Origin of the sequence: Klebsiella sp. JN_Kp127 (genome assembly GCF_040062505.1) — a bacterium.
In the GTDB taxonomy this organism is placed as follows: Bacteria; Pseudomonadota; Gammaproteobacteria; order Enterobacterales; family Enterobacteriaceae; genus Klebsiella; species Klebsiella quasipneumoniae.
Genome location: NZ_JBEAHS010000054.1, coordinates 79,729 through 101,929 on the forward strand (window position 1 = coordinate 79,729; position 22,201 = coordinate 101,929).

20 protein-coding genes and 1 pseudogene are annotated in these 22,201 nt (G+C 59.9%); 9 read left to right on the plus strand and 12 right to left on the minus strand.

The genetic code is table 11. The annotated features are described in order from the left end of the window. Positions 1 to 391: 391 nt before the first annotated feature. The 3 genes from ABLV04_RS24450 to ABLV04_RS24460 all read right to left on the minus strand — a co-directional run bounded on the left by ABLV04_RS24450 (position 392) and on the right by ABLV04_RS24460 (position 3,448). On the minus strand, positions 392 to 1,345 hold the full coding sequence (locus ABLV04_RS24450; RefSeq protein WP_050533033.1) for an aldo/keto reductase: 954 nt from the start codon (positions 1,343 to 1,345) through the stop codon (positions 392 to 394). Positions 1,346 to 1,473: 128 nt separating this feature from the next. Then, on the minus strand, positions 1,474 to 2,250 hold the full coding sequence (locus ABLV04_RS24455) for a lysine/arginine/ornithine ABC transporter substrate-binding protein (protein WP_023288704.1): 777 nt from the start codon (positions 2,248 to 2,250) through the stop codon (positions 1,474 to 1,476). A 19-nt stretch (positions 2,251 to 2,269) separates the two neighbouring features. Beyond that, on the minus strand, positions 2,270 to 3,448 hold the full coding sequence (locus tag ABLV04_RS24460) for a M20 aminoacylase family protein (protein ID WP_023288703.1): 1,179 nt from the start codon (positions 3,446 to 3,448) through the stop codon (positions 2,270 to 2,272). A 233-nt stretch (positions 3,449 to 3,681) separates the two neighbouring features. On the opposite strand from ABLV04_RS24460, the gene ABLV04_RS24465 reads away from it, so the two are divergent. Then, a complete protein-coding gene (locus ABLV04_RS24465) occupies positions 3,682 to 4,269 on the plus strand; it encodes a YSC84-related protein (protein WP_048296942.1) in 588 nt (195 codons plus the stop codon). Positions 4,270 to 4,329: 60 nt separating this feature from the next. Here ABLV04_RS24465 and ABLV04_RS24470 read toward each other — a convergent pair whose 3' ends face one another. Beyond that, on the minus strand, positions 4,330 to 4,785 hold the full coding sequence (locus ABLV04_RS24470) for an RcnB family protein (RefSeq protein ID WP_023288701.1): 456 nt from the start codon (positions 4,783 to 4,785) through the stop codon (positions 4,330 to 4,332). A gap of 179 nt (positions 4,786 to 4,964) precedes the next feature. After that, complete coding sequence (locus ABLV04_RS24475) at positions 4,965 to 5,354, minus strand: hypothetical protein (RefSeq protein WP_044521397.1); 390 nt, start codon at positions 5,352 to 5,354, stop codon at positions 4,965 to 4,967. 269 nt (positions 5,355 to 5,623) lie between these two features. On the opposite strand from ABLV04_RS24475, the gene ABLV04_RS24480 reads away from it, so the two are divergent. From ABLV04_RS24480 to ABLV04_RS24490, 3 genes are read left to right on the plus strand one after another with little or no spacing between them, the layout of a single operon-like run. Beyond that, on the plus strand, positions 5,624 to 6,742 hold the full coding sequence (locus ABLV04_RS24480; RefSeq protein ID WP_050533036.1) for an ABC transporter substrate-binding protein: 1,119 nt from the start codon (positions 5,624 to 5,626) through the stop codon (positions 6,740 to 6,742). Positions 6,743 to 6,802: 60 nt separating this feature from the next. After that, positions 6,803 to 7,831 (plus strand): iron ABC transporter permease, encoded by a 1,029-nt coding sequence (locus ABLV04_RS24485; RefSeq protein WP_072096506.1) that lies wholly within the window; start codon positions 6,803 to 6,805, stop codon positions 7,829 to 7,831. Continuing rightward, a complete protein-coding gene (locus tag ABLV04_RS24490) occupies positions 7,828 to 8,625 on the plus strand; it encodes an ABC transporter ATP-binding protein (protein WP_023288697.1) in 798 nt (265 codons plus the stop codon). Before ABLV04_RS24485 ends, ABLV04_RS24490 begins: the two co-directional genes overlap by 4 nt. Positions 8,626 to 8,675: 50 nt before the next feature. Here ABLV04_RS24490 and ABLV04_RS24495 read toward each other — a convergent pair whose 3' ends face one another. From ABLV04_RS24495 to ABLV04_RS24505, 3 genes are all read right to left on the minus strand, one after another. Next, entirely contained in the window at positions 8,676 to 9,818 is a 1,143-nt protein-coding gene (locus ABLV04_RS24495; protein WP_023288696.1) for an HlyD family secretion protein, read from the minus strand. Continuing rightward, the gene (locus tag ABLV04_RS24500) at positions 9,818 to 10,162 is read right to left on the minus strand and encodes a DUF3302 domain-containing protein (RefSeq protein WP_023288695.1); all 345 of its coding nucleotides are present in this window, start codon (positions 10,160 to 10,162) and stop codon (positions 9,818 to 9,820) included. Before ABLV04_RS24500 ends, ABLV04_RS24495 begins: the two co-directional genes overlap by 1 nt. A gap of 137 nt (positions 10,163 to 10,299) precedes the next feature. Next, on the minus strand, positions 10,300 to 10,941 hold the full coding sequence (locus ABLV04_RS24505) for a Crp/Fnr family transcriptional regulator (RefSeq protein ID WP_072420810.1): 642 nt from the start codon (positions 10,939 to 10,941) through the stop codon (positions 10,300 to 10,302). 237 nt (positions 10,942 to 11,178) lie between these two features. Here ABLV04_RS24505 and ABLV04_RS24510 point away from each other — a divergent pair, with 237 nt between their 5' ends. The 5 genes from ABLV04_RS24510 to ABLV04_RS24530 all read left to right on the plus strand — a co-directional run bounded on the left by ABLV04_RS24510 (position 11,179) and on the right by ABLV04_RS24530 (position 17,693). Continuing rightward, positions 11,179 to 12,102 (plus strand): aminoimidazole riboside kinase, encoded by a 924-nt coding sequence (locus tag ABLV04_RS24510; RefSeq protein WP_180266076.1) that lies wholly within the window; start codon positions 11,179 to 11,181, stop codon positions 12,100 to 12,102. Positions 12,103 to 12,266: 164 nt separating this feature from the next. Further along, positions 12,267 to 13,784, plus strand: coding sequence for a carbohydrate porin (locus ABLV04_RS24515; protein WP_023288692.1), 1,518 nt, complete (start codon positions 12,267 to 12,269; stop codon positions 13,782 to 13,784). Positions 13,785 to 13,888: 104 nt separating this feature from the next. Next, entirely contained in the window at positions 13,889 to 15,259 is a 1,371-nt protein-coding gene (locus tag ABLV04_RS24520; protein ID WP_023288691.1) for a sucrose-specific PTS transporter subunit IIBC, read from the plus strand. Beyond that, positions 15,259 to 16,659 carry a sucrose-6-phosphate hydrolase gene (locus ABLV04_RS24525; RefSeq protein ID WP_180266075.1) on the plus strand — a complete coding sequence of 467 codons (1,401 nt, stop codon included), beginning with the start codon at positions 15,259 to 15,261 and terminating at the stop codon, positions 16,657 to 16,659. The genes ABLV04_RS24520 and ABLV04_RS24525 overlap by 1 nt, the downstream gene beginning before the upstream one ends. 23 nt (positions 16,660 to 16,682) lie before the next feature. Then, positions 16,683 to 17,693: a LacI family DNA-binding transcriptional regulator gene (locus ABLV04_RS24530; protein ID WP_017898803.1), complete on the plus strand. Its 1,011-nt coding sequence runs from the start codon at positions 16,683 to 16,685 to the stop codon at positions 17,691 to 17,693. A gap of 47 nt (positions 17,694 to 17,740) precedes the next feature. Here ABLV04_RS24530 and ABLV04_RS24535 read toward each other — a convergent pair. The 4 genes and pseudogenes from ABLV04_RS24535 to ABLV04_RS24550 form a co-directional block, all read right to left on the minus strand. Beyond that, positions 17,741 to 18,350, minus strand: a pseudogene (locus ABLV04_RS24535) (hypothetical protein). Positions 18,351 to 18,535: 185 nt separating this feature from the next. After that, entirely contained in the window at positions 18,536 to 19,558 is a 1,023-nt protein-coding gene (locus tag ABLV04_RS24540) for an ABC transporter permease (RefSeq protein WP_004152946.1), read from the minus strand. 19 nt (positions 19,559 to 19,577) lie between these two features. Next, positions 19,578 to 21,062: a sugar ABC transporter ATP-binding protein gene (locus tag ABLV04_RS24545; protein WP_004202401.1), complete on the minus strand. Its 1,485-nt coding sequence runs from the start codon at positions 21,060 to 21,062 to the stop codon at positions 19,578 to 19,580. Between the two features lie 32 nt (positions 21,063 to 21,094). Continuing rightward, complete coding sequence (locus tag ABLV04_RS24550; protein ID WP_002892597.1) at positions 21,095 to 22,018, minus strand: sugar ABC transporter substrate-binding protein; 924 nt, start codon at positions 22,016 to 22,018, stop codon at positions 21,095 to 21,097. Between the last annotated feature and the right edge of the window lie 183 nt (positions 22,019 to 22,201).

Here is a 22,201-nt window from a genome sequence, read left to right on the forward strand (position 1 = left end):
TCGTTAATTTATTCACCATTGTTGCTGAAACTGCCGGTGCTGACGGCCTCAAAATCGCTGAGACGTTCCCGGAAGGCCGGGGCAGCCCGCATGGATGCGGGCTGAGGGCCGTGTTTTGCATGGACGCTGCCTCGGCCCGACCCGAAGCCTGCAGGGATAAGTCGAAGGGACCGCGCAGCGGCGATTTTGCTGGCCGGAGCCCGGGGGTACAGGGGGCGGCGGCGACTGGCCGCCCCCTGTGCGCTCCCTGCGCCATGATTGACATAACGCAGAAAATTAACCGGGAGCGCAATCTGCCCGGAATTGACATAGAAGTTGTAGCCCTGCCAGGCGCAGTATGCACAAGGAAATTGACGCTTGTACCGTTATTCCGCCGGGAAGAGGGCGTGACTCAGGCGCTGGCGCTGTCCAGCCGCGCCACCTGCTCCGCGCTCAGGCTCAGCGCCGCCGCGCGGGCAAAACTTTCCACCTGGGCCACGCTGGTGGCGCTGGCGATCGGCGCGGTCACCCCTTCGCGGCCGATCAGCCACGCCAGGGCCACTTCCGCTGGCTTCGCCCCCAGCTCCTCCGCAACCGCCACCAGGGTATCGATAATCCGCATCCCGCGCGGATTCAGGTACTTACCAATCCCCCCTCCGCGCTGACTCTGCGCCAGATCCGACGGCTGACGGTACTTACCGGTTAAGAACCCCGAGGCCAGGCTGTAGTAGGTCACCACCCCGATATCACGGCTGACGCAGAGATCGCACAGCGCGCCTTCAAAGGCGGAGCGGTGGTAGAGGTTATATTCCGGCTGCAGCACCTGCCAGGCAGGCAAGCCGCCCTTGCGCGCCACCTCCAGCGCCCCCGCCAGCTGCATCGCATCGAGGTTAGAGGCCCCCATCGCGCGAATTTTCCCCGCCTGCTGCAGGCTGTGGAAAGCCTCCAGCGTTTCCGCTACCGGAGTTTGCGGATCCGGCCAGTGGGAAAAGTAGAGGTCGATGTAGTCGGTATTAAGGCGGCGCAGGGAGTCGTCTACCGCCTGCTGGATCCAGGCTTTGCTGAGTCCCTTATGGCCAGGAAGGCCGAGATCGGAGCCGACTTTGGTGAAGATTTTGACCTTATCGCGCATGCCGGGACGCGCCTGCAGCCAGCGGCCGATAATGGTTTCGGATTCGCCGCCCTGGTTGCCCTCCGCCCAGCGGGAATAAACATCCGCCGTGTCGATAGCATCAAAACCATGGTCAACAAAAGCATCAAGAAGGGCAAAACTGGTTTTTTCATCAATGGTCCAGCCAAAGACGTTACCGCCAAACACTAACGGGGCGATGGAAAATCCGGTTTTGCCCAAGGGACGTGTCATCATGCCGAGTACTCCTTAGCTTATATTCTGCTTCCCTCAGGTAACCACAGGGGTCAGGAGAGGAGGTCGATTGGATAATCAGAAAAGGAATCTTACGGCGGGCGATCCTTGCCCGCGGGTACACTCAGACATTATGTCCCGGAATAAACATCAAAGCTAAAATATTTGCTGGCTAATTTTTTATAGGTGCCGTCGGCAAGGATCTTCGCAATCGCGCCATTTATTTCCTGACGCAGCGCCTCATCGTCTTTACGCAAGCCGATCGCCGCCCCGGCGCCAAACAGCGTATCATCCTGCAGATGGCCGCCGACAAAGGTGAATGCCTTACCCTGCGGCTGCTGCAGGAAGCTGTAGTCGGCCATCATCCCGGAAAGCACCGCGCCGTCGATGCGCCCGGACTCCAGATCGCGCACCACGCTATCGGCCCCCTGGTAGGCCACAATGTTGATCCCCTGCGGACGCCAGTGCTGATTGACGTAAGTCTCCTGCGCCGAACCCTGCTCGACGCCGATGGTTTTGCCTTTCAGCTGCGCCGGCGTATTGCCTTGCAGGGTATTTTTACGCGCCACGAGGAACACCGGCCCGTTATACAGCTTGTCGCTAAAGGCAATCTGCGCTTTACGCTTCTCGGTCATGTACATCCCGGAAAGGATAGCGTCGAATTTCCGCGCCTTCAGCGCCGGGATAATGCCGTCGAAATTGCTTTCCACCCACACGCATTTCGCCTGCAGCTGCTGGCAAATGGCGTTGCCTAGATCGATATCAAACCCCGCCAGCTTGCCCTGCGGATCCTTCCATTCAAACGGCGCGAAGGTCGGGTCGACGCCGAAGCGGATCGCCTTTCCCCCTTCGGCCAGCGCCGACGTCGACGCCATTAACGCCAGCCATAGCAACAGTGATTTTTTCATTCCAGTTCTTCTCCAGAGGTTAACGGCAGTGCTTTTCCACCAGGCGGGCGAACAGCGTCGCGCCGGTGGTGATAATGTCATCGTTGAAGTCGTAGCCGGGGTTATGCACCATGCAGCCGCCCTTCTCCCCCTGCTCGCCGTTGCCCAGCAGGAAGTAGCAGCCCGGACGTTCGCGCAGCATAAAGGCGAAGTCCTCGCTGGCGTTCATCGGCGAGACCGACTCCAGCACCCCCTCGCGACCAAACACCTCCAGCGCCAGCGCCCGGGCGAAATCAGTCTCTTCGGGGCTGTTGGTTAATACCGGGTAGGAGTCGTAAACCTCTACTGCGCTGCTGGCGCCATAGCTTTTGGCGGTAAATTCGCTGAGCTCGTGAATACGTTTGATCAGCAGGTCGCGGATTTCCGGCTTCATCGCCCGCACGCTGAGCTCCATCACCACGCTCTCCGGAATAACGTTGGAGGCGATACCGGCCTGGAAGGTGCCGACGCTGACCACCGCCGTTTCGCCCGGCGGCACGTTGCGCGCCACGATGCTCTGCAGAGCCATCACCAGCGCCGCGCCGGCGACGATCGGGTCGACGGTGCGCTCCGGATGGGCGCCGTGGCCGCCGTAGCCGGTAAGGGTGATTTTGACGGTGTCCGCCGAGGCCATAAAGTTACCGGCGTAGAAGCCCAGCTTGCCCACCGGCAGCCCCGGCATGTTGTGCAGACCGAAAATGCGTTCGCAGGGGAACTGCTCGAACAGGCCGTCTTTAATCATTAAATCGGCGCCGCCGATAGCCTCTTCCGCCGGCTGAAAAATCAGATGCACCGTGCCGTTGAACTGACAGGCCGGCGAGGCGATATATTTCGCCGCCGCCAGCAGAATGGTGGTATGACCGTCATGACCGCAGGCGTGCATTTTCCCCGACACCGTGCTGGCCCAGGGTAAACCAGTGGTTTCATGAATCGGCAGAGCGTCCATATCGGCGCGCAGGCCGATGGTGCGCGGCGAGTCGCCTTTGCTCAGGCTGCCGACCACCCCGGTCTTGCCGAGGCCGCGCGTCACCTGGTAGCCCCACTCGGTCAGCTTGCCGGCAACCAGTTCGCTGGTATTAAACTCTTCCAGACTTAATTCCGGATTGGCATGTAAATAATGACGCAGAGAAATCATTTCCGCTTCCGTCGCTTTAATTTCTGGAATTACATAATCACTCATGCCGCTCTCCGGGAAATATCGTAAGGACTTAACACGGTATCGTGGTGAAAACTTTATGCAAGCAGGATTTCTAATACCGGCGATGGCGGCATCTTATTTAATAATGCGTTCGTAACAGTGCAATAAGCATTAAAAACAGCGAAGTTTAAAAATAAACGTTTATTTTATGGAGAATTAACCATTATTTACCCTACCATCCCCGGCCATATTCAGATTTAAATAAAAAGATTTCTATGAAATTACAGACGCTTTTCCTCGTCGCCATGACCGCGCTGGCGGGCTGCAGCGCGCAGGGCGATACCGCCAGCCAGCAGCGGGCCAGCATTCAGAAAATGCGCAACGAAACCCTCAATAAACTGTACACCCTGCAGCCCGAGGCCCGCAGCGATATTCAGCATGCGAAGGGTTATGCGGTATTCGCCAATAACAGCAGCAAGATCCTGCTGTTCGGATTTGGCAGCGGCTACGGCGTGGTGCGGGATACGGCCTCCGGGAAGGACACCTATATGAAAATGGCCCAGGGCGGCGCCGGTCTGGGAATAGGGATCAAGCAGCAGCGCACGGTGCTGGTCTTCCATGATAAAGCGGCCCTGGATCGCTTTATCCGCCAGGGATATATGGTCGGCGCCGATGCGAACGCCGCGGCGAAATATGATGACAAAGGCATCGCGCCGATCGCCGCCTCCGCGAACGGCGTAGCGAAGGACACCTCCTCGCTGCCGTCGAAAGTGAACGTCTATGAAATCACCGACAAGGGGCTGGCCGCCCAGGCAATGGTCAATGGCTATAAATACTGGCCGGATGACGAACTGAACCCGTAGCCCCGGCGGAGCTCCATCGCCGGGTCAGGTGTTCCCTGCCCGGCGTTGGGAAACGCGCATTTAGTGGCCGAGGGCGCCGCTCACCAGAATCGAGGTGATGATCCCGGTCGCCGCGGCGATCAGCACATAGTTACCGTCGATATAGGACCAGTGATGGCCCTCCGGCGGGGGCGGCAGGCCGCGGTCGCTCCAGTCACGGACGCGATACTCATCGCCACGGAACGGCGCCGGAGCCGGGTGGCCTTTGCGGAAATCGTTACCGCGCCAGGCGAAATGGTCCTGCTCATGACGTGCCTGATCGCGTTTGTCATGACCGTCACGATCCGGGCCACGCTGGTCATGGTCACCCTGATGATGCGCGTCAGGTCCGCCCTGCGGCGCATGCCCATTATGATCCGGACCGTTCTGCCACACCGTTGGCTGCCCCGGGCGATGGCCGTCGTTCGGGCCATCGGCAAAGGCCGGGACGCTCAGCACAGTGGATAACATTACCGCCAGAGAAATCATCTTTTTCATCGTACACCTCCTGATTGAAGTTCTTTGTAACGGGAAAATGTGAAGAAAGAGTGAGTATCCGCTTAACCAGGACGATTCCTGGCACCTGGGGTTTCTGCTGTCGGGGGAGGGTATTATGGGGGAGGACGAGCAATAAAAAAGGCCGCTCTCGCGACCTTTATTCAGACTGCTATCAGGACTTACTCAGTCACTTTATTTTTTAACTCTTCAGCGCCGGATTTGGTTTTATCCCAGCCCTTTTCTGCGCCGGATTTGGTGGCGTTCCAGCCTTTTTCGCTGACCTCTTTGGTCTTATCCCAACCTTTCTCAGTCCCTTCTTTGGTCTTGTTCCAGGTCTTCTGCGCGCCTTCGCTCACCTGGCTGCCGACGCTATCCTGTTTGCCTTCGGCCGCATGTTTCGCCTTCAGCTGCTGCTCTTCGCCCTCGTGCTGGGCCTGGTGCAGCTTCTCTTTGGCGGTGTTGGCGTTGGCATTGGCCGCCGCGACGGTATCCTCTGTTGCATGTGTTGTCGCAGCAAAAACCGGAGCCGCAACCAGAATAGCCGATAACGCAATCATTGCTTTTTTCATAATATCCTCTCTCACATGTCATGTTATGAGTCGCATTCAGGATGGCACAGCGAACCGGGGATGACATTAGGAATTAGCCTGAAAAACGTTTTCGACCTCCAATCATGGCAGAAAATGCTGCCGCCGCGCGCCCTGTCGGCGTTCACATAATTTCCAACAAGTTTGTTACATTTCGTGAAATTTGCCCTTGATATACTTGCCGTTGAGGTTTACTCGAGAATAATTCTCAGAATCATTATATTTATAAATTGGCAAACGGAACTCCTTTTATGGCAAGAAAATCAGTAAGATCGCTGTTGCTTACTGCGCTGATCGCGACGCCCTTCCTCAGCTATGCGACCCAATATCCGCTGACGGTTACCGACCTTGACGGCCGGCAGGTCACCCTGGTCAAAGAGCCGCAGCGTATTATTTTGCAGGATGGTCGCGACATTATGACCCTCGCCCTGCTGGACCGGGACAATCCGTTTAAGCGGCTGGTGGCATGGAATAATCTGGCGAAAAAGCAGGATGTTGCCACCTGGCAGATGCTGAAAACGGCGTGGCCGCAGTCGGCTACGATTCTGGACATGGGCTTCAGCGACAAGGGGAACGTCGATCTTGAAAGCGTCATCGCCCGCCAGCCGGATCTGATGATCGCCCAGCTGCGCGCCAGGCCTGCGCTGATGGAGAGCGGGGTCATTGACAAGCTTAGCGCCCTGCACGTTCCGGTGCTGTTTGTCGACTATGAGATCGACCCGGCGAAAGATACCGCCCCCAGCATCGACCTGCTGGGCAAAGTGCTTAACCGCGAGAGCCAGGCCAAAGCCTTTACCGATTACTATCGCCATCAGCTGCAGACGATTCGTCAGAAAACCGCAGCCATCACGCCGAAGGCCAACGTCTTCGTGGAAGCGCTGGCCGGCAACAGCGACGCCTGCTGCTTTACTCACGGCCACAGCGGCTGGGGCGGGCTGGTGGAGGCGGTCGGGGCGAACAATATCGGTTCGCAGCTGCTGCCGGGCGCCTCCGGGTTCGTCTCGCTGGAGAAAATCATCAGCATGAAGCCCGACGCCTGGATCATGACCGGCTCGAAGCGTGGCAACAGCCAGGTGCTGCCCCTGGGCTATGAAGTCAAGCCGGAGGCGGTGAAGACCCAGGCGCAGACGCTGCTGGCGCGGCCAGGGGTCAGCCAGATCCCGGCGGTCCAGGAAAAGCGGGCCTATGGCGTCTATCACCACTTCTATAATCACCCGTGGAATATTGTCGGCATGGAGTATCTGGCGAAAGATATCTATCCGCAGGCCTTCCGCGATCTCAACCCGGATGAGACTTATCATTATATCGTGCGCCATTTCACCGACCTGCCGGACCAGCCGTTCGTCTTTTCCTGGCAGCAGAGCGAGTAATCCGGCATGCGTTTAACTTCCGACTCCGTTCTGGACGGGCTGCCCGCCGGGACGCCTGGCGTGATGGATCATTATCGCCATATCGTGCGTCGCCGCCTGCTGCTGATGCTGCTGCTGGCGCTGTTGATTGTCGCTTCGCTGCTGCTCGATTTTATGCTCGGCCCCTCCGGACTGCCGCTGCAGAGCCTGTGGCAGACGTTAACCGATCCGGCCAGCGCCGATCCGGGCACTCGCGCCATCGTCTGGGACATCCGGCTGCCCTATGCGGTGATGGCGATTATCGTCGGTCTGGCGCTGGGGCTGGCCGGTGCCGAAATGCAGACCATCCTCAATAACCCGCTGGCCAGTCCGTTTACCCTCGGCGTCTCCTCGGCTGCGGCGTTTGGCGCCGCGCTGGCGATTGTACTGGGTATTGGCCTGCCCGGTATTCCCGGCCAGTGGTTTATCTCGGCCAACGCCTTTATCTTCGCCCTGCTGGCGGCCCTGCTGCTGGACGGCATTACCCGCTGGACCCAGGTGGCCACCTCCGGCGTCATTCTGTTCGGCATCGCGCTGGTCTTTACCTTTAACGCCCTGGTCTCGATGCTGCAGTTTATCGCCAATGAAGACACGCTGCAGGGGCTGGTGTTCTGGACCATGGGCAGCATCGACCGCGCCTCCTGGAGCAAAGTCGCCATCCTGCTGGTCGCCCTGGCGCTGGTGATGCCCCTGTCGCTGCGCAGCGCGTGGAAGCTGACCGCCCTGCGTCTGGGCGAGGACCGGGCCATCAGCTTTGGCATTAACGTTCGCCGTCTGCGCCTGGCCACACTGTTGCGGATCAGCATTTTGTCGGCGCTTTCGGTGGCCTTTGTCGGGCCAATCGGCTTTATCGGCCTGGTGGCGCCGCATATTGCGCGGATGCTCTTCGGCGAAGACCATCGCTTTTACCTGCCCGCCAGCGCGCTGATCGGCGCCCTGGTGCTCTCCCTGGCCTCCATCGCCTCGAAGAACCTGATCCCGGGGGCCATTATTCCGGTGGGGATCGTCACTTCCCTGGTAGGGGTCCCGTTCTTTTTAAGCATTATTTTACGTCACCGGGGGCAGGTATGAGCGACCAGACGTTATCCGGGCTGTCGCTGTCTCACTTCAGCGCCGGCTACCCCAGACGCAAGGTGATCGAGAACCTGACGGTTCCCCATCTGCCGCGAGGGAAAATCACCGCGCTGCTGGGGCCAAACGGCAGCGGTAAATCGACGTTAATGCGGGCGATGGCGGGTCTGGGCCCCTGCCGCGGCGAGCTGCTGCTGGAGGGGGAAAATCTGCTGACGCAGCCGTTCGCACGTCGCGCGGAACAGGTGGTCTATCTTCCGCAGACGCTGCCCGCCGGCGTGCATCTGCATGTGCTGGAGTCGATTATCGTGGCCCAACGCGCCGCCGGAGGACGCCACAGTCCGCAGCACCAGGAGGAGGTGATGGCGCTGCTGCGCCAGCTGGGAATTGCCCACCTGGCGATGAGCTACCTAGATCAGCTCTCCGGCGGGCAAAAACAGCTGGTGGGTCTCGCCCAGTCGCTGATTCGTCAGCCGCGCCTGCTACTGCTCGACGAACCGCTCAGTGCGCTTGATCTCAACTATCAATTTCACGTGATGGATCTGGTGCGCCGGGAGACCCGACGGCGCAACATCGTGACCCTGGTGGTGGTGCACGATATCAATATTGCCCTGCGTCACGCCGACCACGTGCTGATGCTCAAAGCGGGCCAGCTGCTCGGCGACGGCACCCCGGCCGCGGTCATCACCCCCGAGACCCTGGCGGCCGTCTACGGCGTGCGCGGGCGTATTGAGCCCTGTTCGCAGGGGGTGCGGCAGGTGATTATTGACGGGCTGGTGGACAGCGAGGCCTGACCGCGGCGCGGGGAGGGTACGGCCCCCCCCCCCCCCCCCCCCCCGCCGGCTTAGTGATCGAGATAGATATAGTTTTCCCAGCTCTTCATGCGGATCAAGATCTTCCGGATCAGCGACAGCTCTTTCAGGTGATCCGAGTAGACCGCCGCCTCGAGGGTAGCCCCCTGCGGCAGGGCGTATTCGGCAAATCGCGGATCGGTCACCTTCAGCACCACCAGCGCCCGGCCATGGGTATTGAGCGCGTCCGTGGTCAGCAGTTTGCCCTGGCCCTGAAACTGACTCTCGCCAATCGCCGGCAGCACGTCGGCCACTTCCCCGCGGAAGACGGTGCCCGGAATGGCCGGGAACATCAGCTCCGCAGGCTCGCCTTTGTGCAGACGCTGCAGGGCGTTCTGGCGAAATGCCGCGACATACTCCCGCGAGGCGTCGCCCTCCACCGGCACAAAGGTCATCACCGGCAGCATCCCCAGGGCGGTGGACATGGTGCCTGGCCGTAAGCCGACGGTGCTGACATAGCCGTCTTCCGGGGCGCGGACGACGGTGTTATCCAGCTGAAACTGCGCCTTCTGCAACTGCGCCAGCAGGGAGGCCACGGTGGTATTTTTGCCCTTCACCACCGAGTCCAGCGCGTTACGCGCCTGAACCACGTTCGCCTGAGCCGCGCTGACGCTGGCTTCATCGGCTTTCCACGTCTGCAGACGGGTATCGACCATTTGATCGGAGAAGGCGCCCTGGGCATGCCCCTCCCGAAAGCGGGCATACTCCCGCCGCGACTGGTCGCGCTGGGCCACCGCTCTGCTCAGCTCGGCCTCCGCCTGGCTTAACGCGGCGTTGAGGGAGAGCGCATCCTGACTGGCCGCTTTAATTTGCGCCTGCAGATCGTCCACCTTTGCCTGGAACGGCGTCGGGTCGAGAGTAAACAGCACATCACCCTTATGCAGCCTCTGGTTAGGCTTCACCGGTACGGTCTGCACCCGACCGCGCACCTGCGACACAATCGGCACGGTGCGAAACACCTGATTACCGACGTCGGTATAGGGGAAGTTGTAGTTCATCCCGAAGATCACCGCGCCAATCAGGGCGATACCGCCGAGCACCGCCGTCGGCACGGTCCACTTATTGAGCGGAATGCGGAAAACTTTAAACACCACGATGCATAGCGCGGCGTAGGTCAGCAACATTAACGTTTCCATTATTCTGCCTCCTTCGCTTTAAGTTCCTCGACCTCGCGCTGCACCTGCTCCAGTCGCTGAACGACCGTCTCCAGACGCTGATGCAGGGCCTGCTGATCGTCGGCGATGCGGCGCATTCCCCATCCGCGGTCTTCGCGCCATAGCGTCGCCCAGATCCACAACAAGGGCCACAGGGCATGCAGGGTAAATAAGCTGACCCAGCCGGCATAATGAATCGCATCCTGATGAGGATGGCGCCGCTCTTTGGCGATTTCATAAGGAATATCGTGAATAACAATCACGCCATAAAAAAGTATTAAGGCCACGGCGATGAGAATGGCCAGCGCCACATAGTCCAGGGTCATAAAATAACTCCAGAGTGAAAGGTTAAATAAATAAAACGGCCAGGTTCAGGCGTAACGGGGCCGGGGGAAAACGCGCGCGTAGCGCTTTCCTCGGGCGGGTTTTAGCGACGTTATGTCGGGGAGCCGACGAACCTGAATCAGAATTTCTCAGGAATATGACGGTCGATGGAAATCAGTTTGCCTTTTTTCACCGTGATATATCCTCCCTCGCGCAGGGCGGCCAGCACCTGATAAACATAGCTGCGCGAAAGATTGGTTCGTTTAATAATAAATGCCGACAGGCTTTCATGCTGACCACCATCGATTCCTCCACGATATAAATAGCGCGACAGCATTGATTTAATGGTCTGAAAGCTGGTCTGGCTGCCGCGTTCATAGTGGGCATCAAGGGCAAATATGCCCATATAGGCCAGGATTGTGGTCAGCTCTTGCATATAGCCCGGCGACGAATGAAAGAATATCCGTTCAAAATCGCTGGCGGATATTTTCGCCAGCTGGCATTCGCCCAGACACCGATAATAGAGCGCCACCGACGGACAATAATGTTCAAGCAGCCCTAACGGCATATGCGCGATAACAATCCCGAGCAGGTTCTGCTCATCACCAAAGGCCAACGTCATTTGCCCCTGCAGCAAAAAATAGAGATAGCCCGGCTGCGGCAGAAATGGCTGGTCTTTACTCAGGCTCAGGGTTTCACTACAGGCGATGACCGCCGGCAGGTGCGTGGTCAGCGACAGCTTCTGGTACCGATCGTAAATATCGCCAAAACTGGGGTTCATCGCGCTACGCACTCCTTCACCTTTTATCACCGCGGCGGGGTTAACCGCGGCCTGTGGAACTATACCTAAGCGGGTCAGGAAGGAAAAGTCCAGATCTGGAGTGGCGAAATATTCCGCCTGGCTCACATTTTTTACCCTCGCCCCGCCCTTTCGTCCACCAATCGTTCCGCTTGCCGCCAGGCTGTGCTTTAATTAGCTAAACCGGTTTAACAAAGTTTAGCTAAGAGGAGCTGTCCTATGAATGGTAAAATCTGGGTACTCGGCGATGCGGTCGTCGATCTCCTGCCCGACGGAGAGGGCCGCCTGCTGCAATGCCCCGGCGGCGCGCCGGCCAACGTCGCGGTCGGCGTGGCGCGGCTCGGCGGCGACAGCGGGTTTATCGGCCGCGTCGGCGACGATCCGTTCGGTCGCTTTATGCGCCGCACCCTGGCGCAGGAGCAGGTCGATGTGGATTTTATGCGCCTCGACGCGACGCAGCGCACCTCCACGGTGGTGGTCGATCTCGATCGGCACGGGGAGCGCACCTTTACCTTTATGGTTCGCCCGAGCGCCGACCTGTTTCTTGCGCCTGAGGATCTTCCGCCGTTCGCCGCCGGCCAGTGGCTGCACGTCTGCTCTATCGCCCTCAGCGCGGAACCGAGCCGCAGCACGGCATTCGCGGCGATGGAGGCGATAAAGCGCGCCGGGGGCTATGTCAGCTTCGACCCCAATATCCGCAGCGACCTGTGGCAGGATCCGCAGGAGCTGCGCGACTGTCTCGACCGGGCGCTGGCCCTCGCCGACGCCATAAAACTGTCGGAAGAGGAGCTGGCTTTTATCAGCGGCAGCGACGACATCGTCAGCGGCATCGCCCGGCTGAACGCCCGCTTCCAGCCGACGCTGCTGCTGGTCACCCAGGGCAAAGCGGGAGTTCAGGCCGCGCTGCGCGGGCAGGTTAGCCACTTCCCCGCCCGCCCGGTAGTGGCCGTCGATACCACCGGCGCCGGCGATGCCTTTGTCGCCGGGCTGCTCGCCGGGCTCGCCGCCCATGGCATCCCTGATAACCTCGCCGCCCTGGCGCCGGACCTCGCGCTGGCGCAAACCTGCGGCGCGCTGGCCACCACCGCCAAAGGCGCCATGACCGCCCTGCCCTACAGGGTCGATCTTCAGCGCTCGCTGTGATCCCGTTGGGCCGGCTAACGGCCCACTTTGCTGGTGACATCACAATTCTTAAACCGGTTTAGCAATTTTTATTTTCACTGCGTTACCGACATGTTTACCATATCAACTAAACCGGTTTAGCAAACGTTAGCACACTCACTGATTTACCTTTGGATGTCACCAACATGTATAAAAAACGGAAGTTAGCCATTCTTATTGCTTTGCTAACCGGCGCCGCCGCCGCCCATGGGCAGACAGACCTGAACAGCATTGAAGCGCGTCTCGCCGCCCTGGAAAAACGTCTGCAGGATGCCGAGACCCGCGCCAGTACCGCCGAAAGCCGCGCCGCCTCAGCGGAGCAGAAAGTTCAGCAGCTAACCCAGCAGCAGCAGCAAACCCAGGCCACCACCCAGCAGGTGGCCAAGCGCACCACCCAACTGGAAGAAAAAGCCGAACGGCCCGGCGGCTTTGAGTTCCACGGCTACGCCCGCTCCGGGGTGATCATGAACGACTCCGCCGCCAGCACGAAATCCGGGGCCTATATGACCCCCGCCGGGGAGACCGGCGGCGCCATTGGTCGTCTTGGCAACCAGGCCGACACCTATGTGGAAATGAACCTCGAACATAAGCAGACCCTGGACAACGGGGCGACCACCCGTTTCAAAGTGATGGTGGCCGACGGGCAAACTACCTATAACGACTGGACGGCGAGCAGCAGCGACCTGAACGTGCGCCAGGCGTTCGTCGAGCTGGGCAACCTGCCGACCTTCGAGGGTCCGTTCAAAGGCTCGACCCTGTGGGCCGGGAAACGCTTTGACCGCGACAACTTCGACATCCACTGGGTTGACTCGGATGTGGTGTTCCTCGCCGGGACCGGCGGCGGGATCTACGACGTGAAGTGGAACGACAGCCTGCGCAGCAACTTCTCGTTATATGGCCGCAACTTTGGCGATATCGCCGACAGCAGCAACAGCGTGCAGAACTATATCGTCAGCATGAATAACTTTGCCGGCCCGGTGCAGATGATGGTCAGCGGGATGCGGGCGAAAGATAATGACGACCGCCAGGACGCGAACGGCAATCTGGTGAAAGGCGATGCCGCTAACACCGGGGTTCATGCCCTGCTGGGTCTGCACAATGAGAGCTTCTATGGCCTGCGCGACGGGACCAGCAAAACGGCCCTGCTGTATGGCCACGGACTGGGCGCCGAGGTTAAAGGCATCGGCTCCGACGGCGCGCTGCGTCCGGGGGCCAATACCTGGCGTTTCGCCAGCTACGGCACTACGCCGCTGAGCGATCGCTGGTTTATTGCCCCGGCCGTGCTGGCGCAGAGCAGTAAAGACCGCTATGTCGATGGCGACAGCTATCAGTGGGCCACTCTCAACCTGCGTCTGATTCAGGAGGTCACGCAGAACTTCGCCCTCGCCTGGGAGGGCACCTATCAGTACATGGATCTGCAGCCTGAAGGCTACAACGATCGCCATGCGGTCAACGGCAGCTTCTACAAGCTGACCTTCGCCCCGACCTTCAAGGTCGGCAGCATCGGCGACTTCTTCTCGCGCCCGGAGATCCGCTTCTACACCTCGTGGATGGACTGGAGCAAAAAGCTGGATAACTACGCCAACGACGACGCGTTAGGCAGCAACGGATTCAAATCGGGCGGCGAATGGTCGTTCGGTATGCAAATGGAGACCTGGTTCTGACGTGAACCCGGACGACAGGGTAAGTCACATATAAATATAAGGTTCGCGGTGCCTGCCACGGCCGGCGCCGCCCACGCCATATCATCATGCATTCAGAGGGTACTATGGATTTTGAACAGATTTCCCGCTCACTGCTTCCCCTGCTGGGCGGCAAGGAAAATATCGCCAGCGCCGCGCACTGCGCCACCCGCCTGCGGCTGGTGCTGGTCGACGACGCGCTCGCCGACCAGCAGGCGATTGGCAAAATCGACGGCGTGAAAGGCTGCTTTCGCAATGCCGGCCAGATGCAGATCATCTTCGGCACCGGGGTGGTCAATAAAGTCTATGCCGCCTTTATCCAGGCGGCGGGCATCAGCGAATCGAGCAAATCCGAAGCCGCCGACCTGGCGGCGAAAAAGCTGAACCCGTTCCAGCGCATCGCCCGCCTGCTGTCCAACATCTTCGTGCCGATTATTCCGGCCATCGTCGCCTCCGGCCTGCTGATGGGCCTGCTGGGGATGGTGAAAACCTACGGCTGGGTCGACCCGGGCAACGCTATCTATATCATGCTGGATATGTGCAGCTCGGCGGCGTTTATCATTCTGCCGATCCTGATCGGCTTTACCGCCGCCCGCGAATTTGGCGGTAACCCTTATCTGGGCGCGACCCTCGGCGGGATCCTCACCCACCCGGCGTTGACCAACGCCTGGGGCGTCGCCGCCGGCTTCCACACCATGAATTTCTTCGGCATCGAAGTGGCGATGATCGGCTATCAGGGCACGGTCTTTCCGGTGCTGCTGGCGGTGTGGTTTATGAGCCTTGTCGAAAAACGGCTGCGCCGCATTATTCCTGACGCGCTGGATCTGATCCTCACGCCGTTCCTGACGGTGATTATCTCCGGCTTTATCGCCCTGCTGCTGATCGGCCCGGCCGGCCGCGCGCTCGGCGACGGCATTTCGTTTATCCTCAGCACGCTTATCAGCCACGCCGGCTGGCTGGCGGGCCTGCTGTTTGGCGGCCTCTATTCGGTGATCGTCATTACCGGTATCCATCACAGCTTCCATGCCATCGAGGCGGGTCTGCTCGGCAATCCGTCGATCGGCGTCAACTTCCTGCTGCCGATCTGGGCCATGGCCAACGTCGCCCAGGGCGGCGCCTGCTTTGCGGTGTGGTTTAAAACCAAAGATGCCAAAATCAAAGCTATCACTCTGCCGTCGGCGTTTTCGGCGATGCTGGGGATCACCGAGGCGGCAATCTTCGGGATTAACCTGCGCTTTGTGAAACCGTTCATCGCCGCGCTGGTGGGCGGTGCCGCCGGCGGCGCCTGGGTGGTATCGATGCACGTCTACATGACCGCGGTGGGCCTGACGGCGATCCCGGGAATGGCCATCGTGCAGGCCAGCTCGCTGCTGAACTACATTATCGGGATGGCGATCGCCTTCGCCGTGGCCTTCACGCTCTCTCTGACGCTGAAATACAAAACGGACGCTGAATAATGTCATTACCGTCACGCCTGCCTGCGATCCTGCAGGCCGTTATGCAGGGCCAGCCGCAGGCGCTGGCCGACAGCCATTACCCGCAATGGCATCTGGCGCCGGTCAGCGGACTGCTGAACGATCCCAACGGCTTTTGCCAGGTCGCCGGGCGTTACCACCTGTTTTATCAGTGGAATCCGCTCGCCTGCGACCACACCTACAAGTGCTGGGGACACTGGAGCTCAGCCGATCTGCTGCACTGGCGGCATGAACCTATCGCCCTGATGCCGGATGAAGAGTATGACCGCAACGGCTGCTACTCCGGCAGCGCGGTCGAGTTCGAGGGCGCCCTGACCCTTTGCTATACCGGCAACGTGAAATTCCCCGACGGCGGGCGCACCGCCTTGCAATGTCTGGCGACGGAAAATGCCGATGGCACCTTCCGCAAGCTGGGGCCGGTGCTGCCGCTGCCGGAAGGCTATACCGGCCATGTGCGCGACCCTAAAGTGTGGCGACAGGACGAGCGCTGGTACATGGTCCTCGGGGCGCAGGATGTGCAACAGCGCGGCAAAGTGCTGCTGTTTACCGCCAGCGACCTGCGGGATTGGCGCCTGGTGGGCGAGATAGCCGGGCATGACGTTAACGGCCTGGCGAACGGCGGCTACATGTGGGAGTGCCCGGACCTGTTTCCGCTGGCGGACACCCACCTGCTGATCTGCTGCCCGCAGGGGCTGGCCCGCGAAGCGCAGCGCTTTCTCAATACCTATCCGGCGGTGTGGATGGCAGGCCGTTTCGACGCCGAACGCGGCGCCTTCGACCATGGTCCGCTGCACGAGCTGGACAGCGGATTTGAGTTCTACGCGCCGCAGACCATGCAGGCCGAGGATGGCCGCCGCCTGCTGGTCGGCTGGATGGGCGTCCCGGACGGGGAAGAGATGCATCAACCCACCCGCGCGCAGGGGTGGATCCACCAGATGACCTGCGTGCGCGAGCTGGAGTGGCAGGCGGGCACCCTGTATCAGCGCCCGCTGCGCGAGCTGGCCGCCCTGCGCGGCGAAGCCGAGGGCTGGCGCGGACAGACCCTGCCCCTCGCCCCGATGGAGCTGGCCTTTGACATCGCCCCCAACAGCACGCTGGGGCTGGATTTTGCTGGCGCCCTGCAGCTCACCGTCAACCGCGACGGCCTGCGTCTGTCGCGCCGCGGGCTGCAGACGGCGGAGATGCATCACCGCTACTGGCGCGGCGAGGCGCGGCGCCTGCAGATCTTTATCGACCGCTCCAGCGTGGAGATTTTCATCAACGATGGCGAAGGGGTGATGAGCAGCCGCTTCTTCCCGGGCTATCCGGGGCAGTTAATCTTCAGCGGTGCGACGCCGGTGGCATTCTGCCGCTGGCTGCTGCGGCCATGCATGGTAGAATAACCGTTTTGCTTTCAGGCTCCCGGGTGCTGATGAAAACCAAACGCGTAACTATCAAAGATATCGCCGAACTGGCGGGCGTTTCCAAAGCGACCGCCAGTCTGGTGCTTAACGGTCGTGGCAAAGAGCTGCGCGTGGCGCAGGAGACGCGCGAGCGCGTGCTGGCGATCGCCCGCGAGCAGCACTATCAACCCAGCATTCACGCGCGCTCGCTGCGCGATAACCGCAGCCATACCATTGGCCTGGTGGTGCCGGAAATCACCAACTACGGGTTTGCCGTTTTCTCCCATGAGCTTGAGACGCTCTGCCGGGAAGCCGGCGTGCAGTTGCTTATCTCCTGCACCGACGAAAACCCCGGCCAGGAGAGCGTGGTGGTCAATAACATGATTGCCCGCCAGGTCGACGGCCTGATCGTCGCCTCGTGCATGCACAGCGATGCCGACTACCTGAAGCTCAGCGAACAGCTGCCGGTGGTGCTGTTTGACCGCTCCCCCAGCGACAGCGCCCTGCCGCTGGTGATGACCGACTCGGTCACCCCAACGGCCGAGCTGATCTCCCGCATCGCCCCTCAGCATGCGGACGAGTTCTGGTTTCTCGGCGGCCAGCCGCGGCTATCGCCATCGCGCGACCGGCTGGCGGGATTCACCCAGGGCCTGGCTCAGGCGGGGGTCACGCTGCGTCCCGAGTGGGTGATCAACGGCAACTATCACCCCAGCTCCGGCTATGAGATGTTCGCCGCGCTCTGCGCGCGGCTGGGCCGGCCGCCGAAAGCGCTGTTCACCGCGGCCTGCGGCCTGCTCGAAGGGGTCCTGCGCTATATGAGCCAGCACCATCTGCTGGACTCCAATATTCATCTCGCCAGCTTCGACGATCACTATCTGTACGATTCACTTTCCCTGCGCATTGATACCGTGCAACAGGATAATCGCCAGCTGGCCTGGCACTGCTACGATCTGCTCAGCCAGCTGATCGACGGCCAGGCGCCGGAGCCGCTCCAGCGCTATCTGCCCGCCACCCTGCAGTTTCGCCATGCCTGACGGCGCCGTCGGCAATTAGCGTTTTCGCCGGGCGCGCGCCGCCCGCCTCACCGCCAGCAGCGTGCCGGCGAGCACCGCGCCGAGGCCAATCGTGACTGGCCAACGGTAAGCCATCAGCAGCGAGGGCAAACCGCCGTCCGGCGCCAGCATCACGAGATTCCAGCCCGCCAGGCCTGCATTGCCGTTCAGCGCCCGGCTTAACATCCGCTGATGCGGGGCGAAGGGCTGAATGGTCTGGTAATGGCTGCCGAACAGCGGCGGCTGCATCTCTCTGGGAAATTGCGCCTGAACCTGGGCCAGCACGCTGGCAGGCAGCGCATGCGATGCCGCCAGCAGATGCCCGTCGCTATTTACCAGCAGCAGCTGATAATGTCGCTGCCGGGCCAGGGCATAGAGATCCGCGCGCATCACCGCCAGCGGCCAGGTGGCTTCCCGCTGCCGCGCCGGCGTGTTCATCCGCCGTTCGAGGCGTGACGCCACCCACTGCGCATCCTTCTCCAGCTGACGGGTATACATTTCGCGGCAAACCTCTCTGGCCAGAAAATGCCCGCCCCGGCCGATGATCAGGATCGCCAGGCCAACGAGCAGCGTGACGATCACGCCCCTTCTTCCCGGTCGCCAGACCGGCGAGGATTTGCCTATGGATGGTGTATTCATACGACTCCAGAAACCAGGGGGCAAGGCGTGGCCCCCTGGCGAATGGACAACAAAAGTCGCGAAACTGTACAGGATGCGCAGCGCGGGAAAAATAGACAGCCGGCGCCAGGCGGGGAGTATTTTGTTTATTTCTGGACAGGGCTGGCGGCAACGACGCGCTTCGCCGTTGCCGCCAGTTGATAAGATTAGTGTTTTTTCCGGTTGCGGCGCATGTCGATGGTCACCGCCGCGACGATAATGATCCCTTTAATAATATCCTGCACGTAGGCATCGACGCCGACAAAGGTAAAGCCGCTCTTGATCAGGCCAAGGATCATCGCGCCAATCAGGGTGCCGGTAATGCGCCCCACCCCGCCCATTAAGCTGCTGCCGCCGATCACCGCTGCGGCAATCGCGTCCAGCTCGTAGGACATCCCCATGCTGGACTGGCCGCTGCTGACGCGCGCCGCCAGCACCACCCCCGCCAGCCCGGAGAGCGCCCCGGCGATGGTGTAGACAATCACCAGGTACTTATTCACGTTGATGCCGGACACTTTGGCCGAGGTCATGTTGCCGCCGATGGCATACACATATTTGCCATACCGGGTATGCTTCAGCGCAATGTGAAACACCGCGGCGATCACGAAGAAGATGATCACCGGCATCGCCCCCTGGCCTATCGCCGTAAAGCTGTCGGAGAGGAAGCTTATCGGATTGCCCTGAGTGTAATACTGCGCCAGACCGCGCGCCGAGACCATCATCCCGAGGGTGGCGATAAACGGCGGGATACCGGTTCGCGTCACCAGGAAACCGTTGGTCAGCCCGCACAGCAGGCCGACGCCGATCCCCGCGCAAATCGGGATCACCGCCGGCAGGTTGACCAGCGCCGGGAACATCGGCGACAGGCTGTCGGAGGTTTGCGCCAGGCTCGCCGCCACCACCGCCGCGAGGGCGATAACCGAGCCGGAGGAGAGGTCAATCCCGGTGGTGATGATCACCTGGGTGACGCCGACGGCGATGATGCCGATGATCGCCACCTGCAGCACAATCAGCACCAGGCGGTTGGTATTGAGCAGGAACGACTGGTCGCGAACATACCAGCCGGCGATTTCAAATGTCAGGGCAATCACCAGCATCACCACAAAGATGCCGGTATCTTTCGGCATTTTATGCCGCAAATTAGCGAAGAAGGAGGAACCCTCGCTGGCCGGAGCCGCCGTTAATTTCATATTACTCATTCTCTGTGCCTCAATGGGATGCCAACGACAAAATGGTTTCCTGGTCGGCTTCGTCTTTTTCCAGGATGCCGGTGATACGACCTTCATGCATCACCATGACCCGGTCACTCATGCCAAGGATTTCCGGCAGCTCAGAGGAGACCATAATGACCGCCACCCCCCGGTTCGCCAGTTCACTGATAAGATGATAAATTTCCGCCTTCGCCCCGACGTCGATGCCGCGGGTCGGCTCATCGAGAATTAAGATTTTCGGTTGCGCTAACAGCCAGCGCGCAATCAGGACTTTTTGCTGATTCCCCCCGCTGAGGTTATTAATAATTTGATCCATCGTCGGCGTTTTAATATTGAGCCGGCGGATTTGCTCCATGCAGTCTTCGGCCATTTTCACGTGCTGGACAAAACCGCTCTTGCCGATATATTCCGGCATTTTGACGATACTCATATTTTCCAGCACTGACAGCACCAGAAACAGGCCCGACTTTTTGCGGTCTTCGGTTAATAACGCCATCCCCTTTTCAATCGCCACGGAGGGAGAATCAATGGTCACCGGCGCCCCGTCGATCAGCACTTCGCCGCTGTCGAAGCGTTCCATACCGAACAGGCTTTCCATCACCTCGCTGCGCCCGGCGCCCACCAGCCCGGCCACGCCGAGGATCTCGCCGCGACGCACGGTAAAGCTGACGTCATGGAACACGCCCTGGCGCGTCAGGTTGCGCACCGTCAGCACCTCTTCGCCGATGGTGTTATTAAATTTCGGGAACAGCTGGGTTAATTCGCGGCCCACCATCTGGGTGATCAGCGACTGGCGGGTAAATTCGGTGGTGTTTTTGCTCCCCACCCAGGTGCCGTCGCGAAAGACGCTGATCTCATCGGTGATCGCGAAGATCTCATCCATTTTATGGCTGATATAGATGATCGCTTTGCCCTGGGCCCGCAGGTCGCGGATAATGGTGAACAGGTGAGCCACCTCGCCTTCGGTCAGCGCCGAAGTGGGCTCATCCATGATCACAATATCCGCGTTCCATGAGACCGCTTTGGCAATCTCCACCATCTGCTGGGCGGCGATGCTCAGGTCGCCCACCAGCCGGTCGGCAGTTAAGCGAATATTCAGCTTATCCAGCAGCGCCTGGGTCTGGCGGGTCAGCTGGCCGTGGTCGACAAAGCCGTACTTCATCGGCTCGCGCCCCAGCCAGATATTCTCCGCCACCGTCATATGCGGCACCAGATTCAGCTCCTGGTGAATCATCGAGATCCCCGAGCGCAGCGCATCCATGGTGTCGGTAAACTCCACCGGCTCACCTTTCACGCGAATCGATCCTTTATCCGGGCGATAGATACCGATCAGGCACTTCATTAGCGTGGATTTACCGGCGCCGTTCTCGCCCATCAGGGCGTGCACCGTTCCCGGGCGCACGCGTAATGAGACATTGTCGAGCGCCTTCACGCCGGGGAAGAACTTACTGATACCTTCGGCTTCAAGGGCAAAAGCGTTCATACATCCACCTCCGTACCACAGGTTGGCCAGGATTATTTCTGATTACGATTGGTAAATTCAGCCATGTTCTCTTTGGTGATCAGCTGATACGGCACGTCGATGATCTTTTCCACTTTCTCGCCGTTCGCCAGCTTAATGGCCGCGTCTACGGCGCCCTCGCCCTGGCCTTTCGCATCCTGGAAGATGGTGGCGATCATCTTGCCGCTCTTCAGCATCTGCAGCGCATCCGGGGTGCCATCCACGCCGGCGATGAGAATATGGTTCGGGTTTTTACCCAGCGCCTGCAGGGCGCCGATCGCCATTTCATCGTTGTTGGAGGCGATGGCCTGGATATCCTCGCCGCTGGTCATCCAGTTGCTGACCACGTCCACGGCGTCATTGCGGGTAAATTTCGCGGTCTGCTTCTGCACGATTTTGATGTTCGGGTATTTCGCCACGACCTCTTCCACCCCTTTGGTGCGGTCGCGAGTGGATTCATTCGCCAGGTCGCCGAGCAGGATCGCCACATTGCCCTTGCCGTTCATCGCTTTCGCCAGCGCTTCCATCTGCAGACGACCGGCGAGAATCGAGTCCGACCCCACATAGGCCATCTTGTCGGTCAGCTCCGCCTGCGGGCGACGGTTTACAAACACCAGTGGGATCCCGGCTTTGGTGGCCTGATCCATGATCGGTTTCACCGCGTTGGTATCCACCGGGTTGACGATAATGGCGTCCACGCCCTGGCCGATAAAGTTCTGCACCTGCTGCAGCTGCTGGGAGACATCCCCTTTCGCGTCCTCGATCTGCGATTTCACCCCATCTTTTTTCATCTCTTTTTGCATCGAGGTACGCAGGATCGTCAGGAAGTTATCGTCAAACAGCGCCATCGAGACGCCAATGGAGACATCTTTTGCCATAACCACCGCAGGCAGCATGCAGGCTAACAAAGAGGCAACAATCGTTTTCTTAATATTCATAGTTGATCCTTGATTTTGTAGGTACGCCGGTGAATGAAACAAAATGAAAAATTAATTTCAGTTAGATTGCGACAAATGTCTGTTGTGACGGCGACGGCGCTACGGGGTTTTCCGCATTTCGTCGTGATCGGAATCACAAATAATGGCTGTATTATCACCACTTTTTTGAAACATCAGTCCATT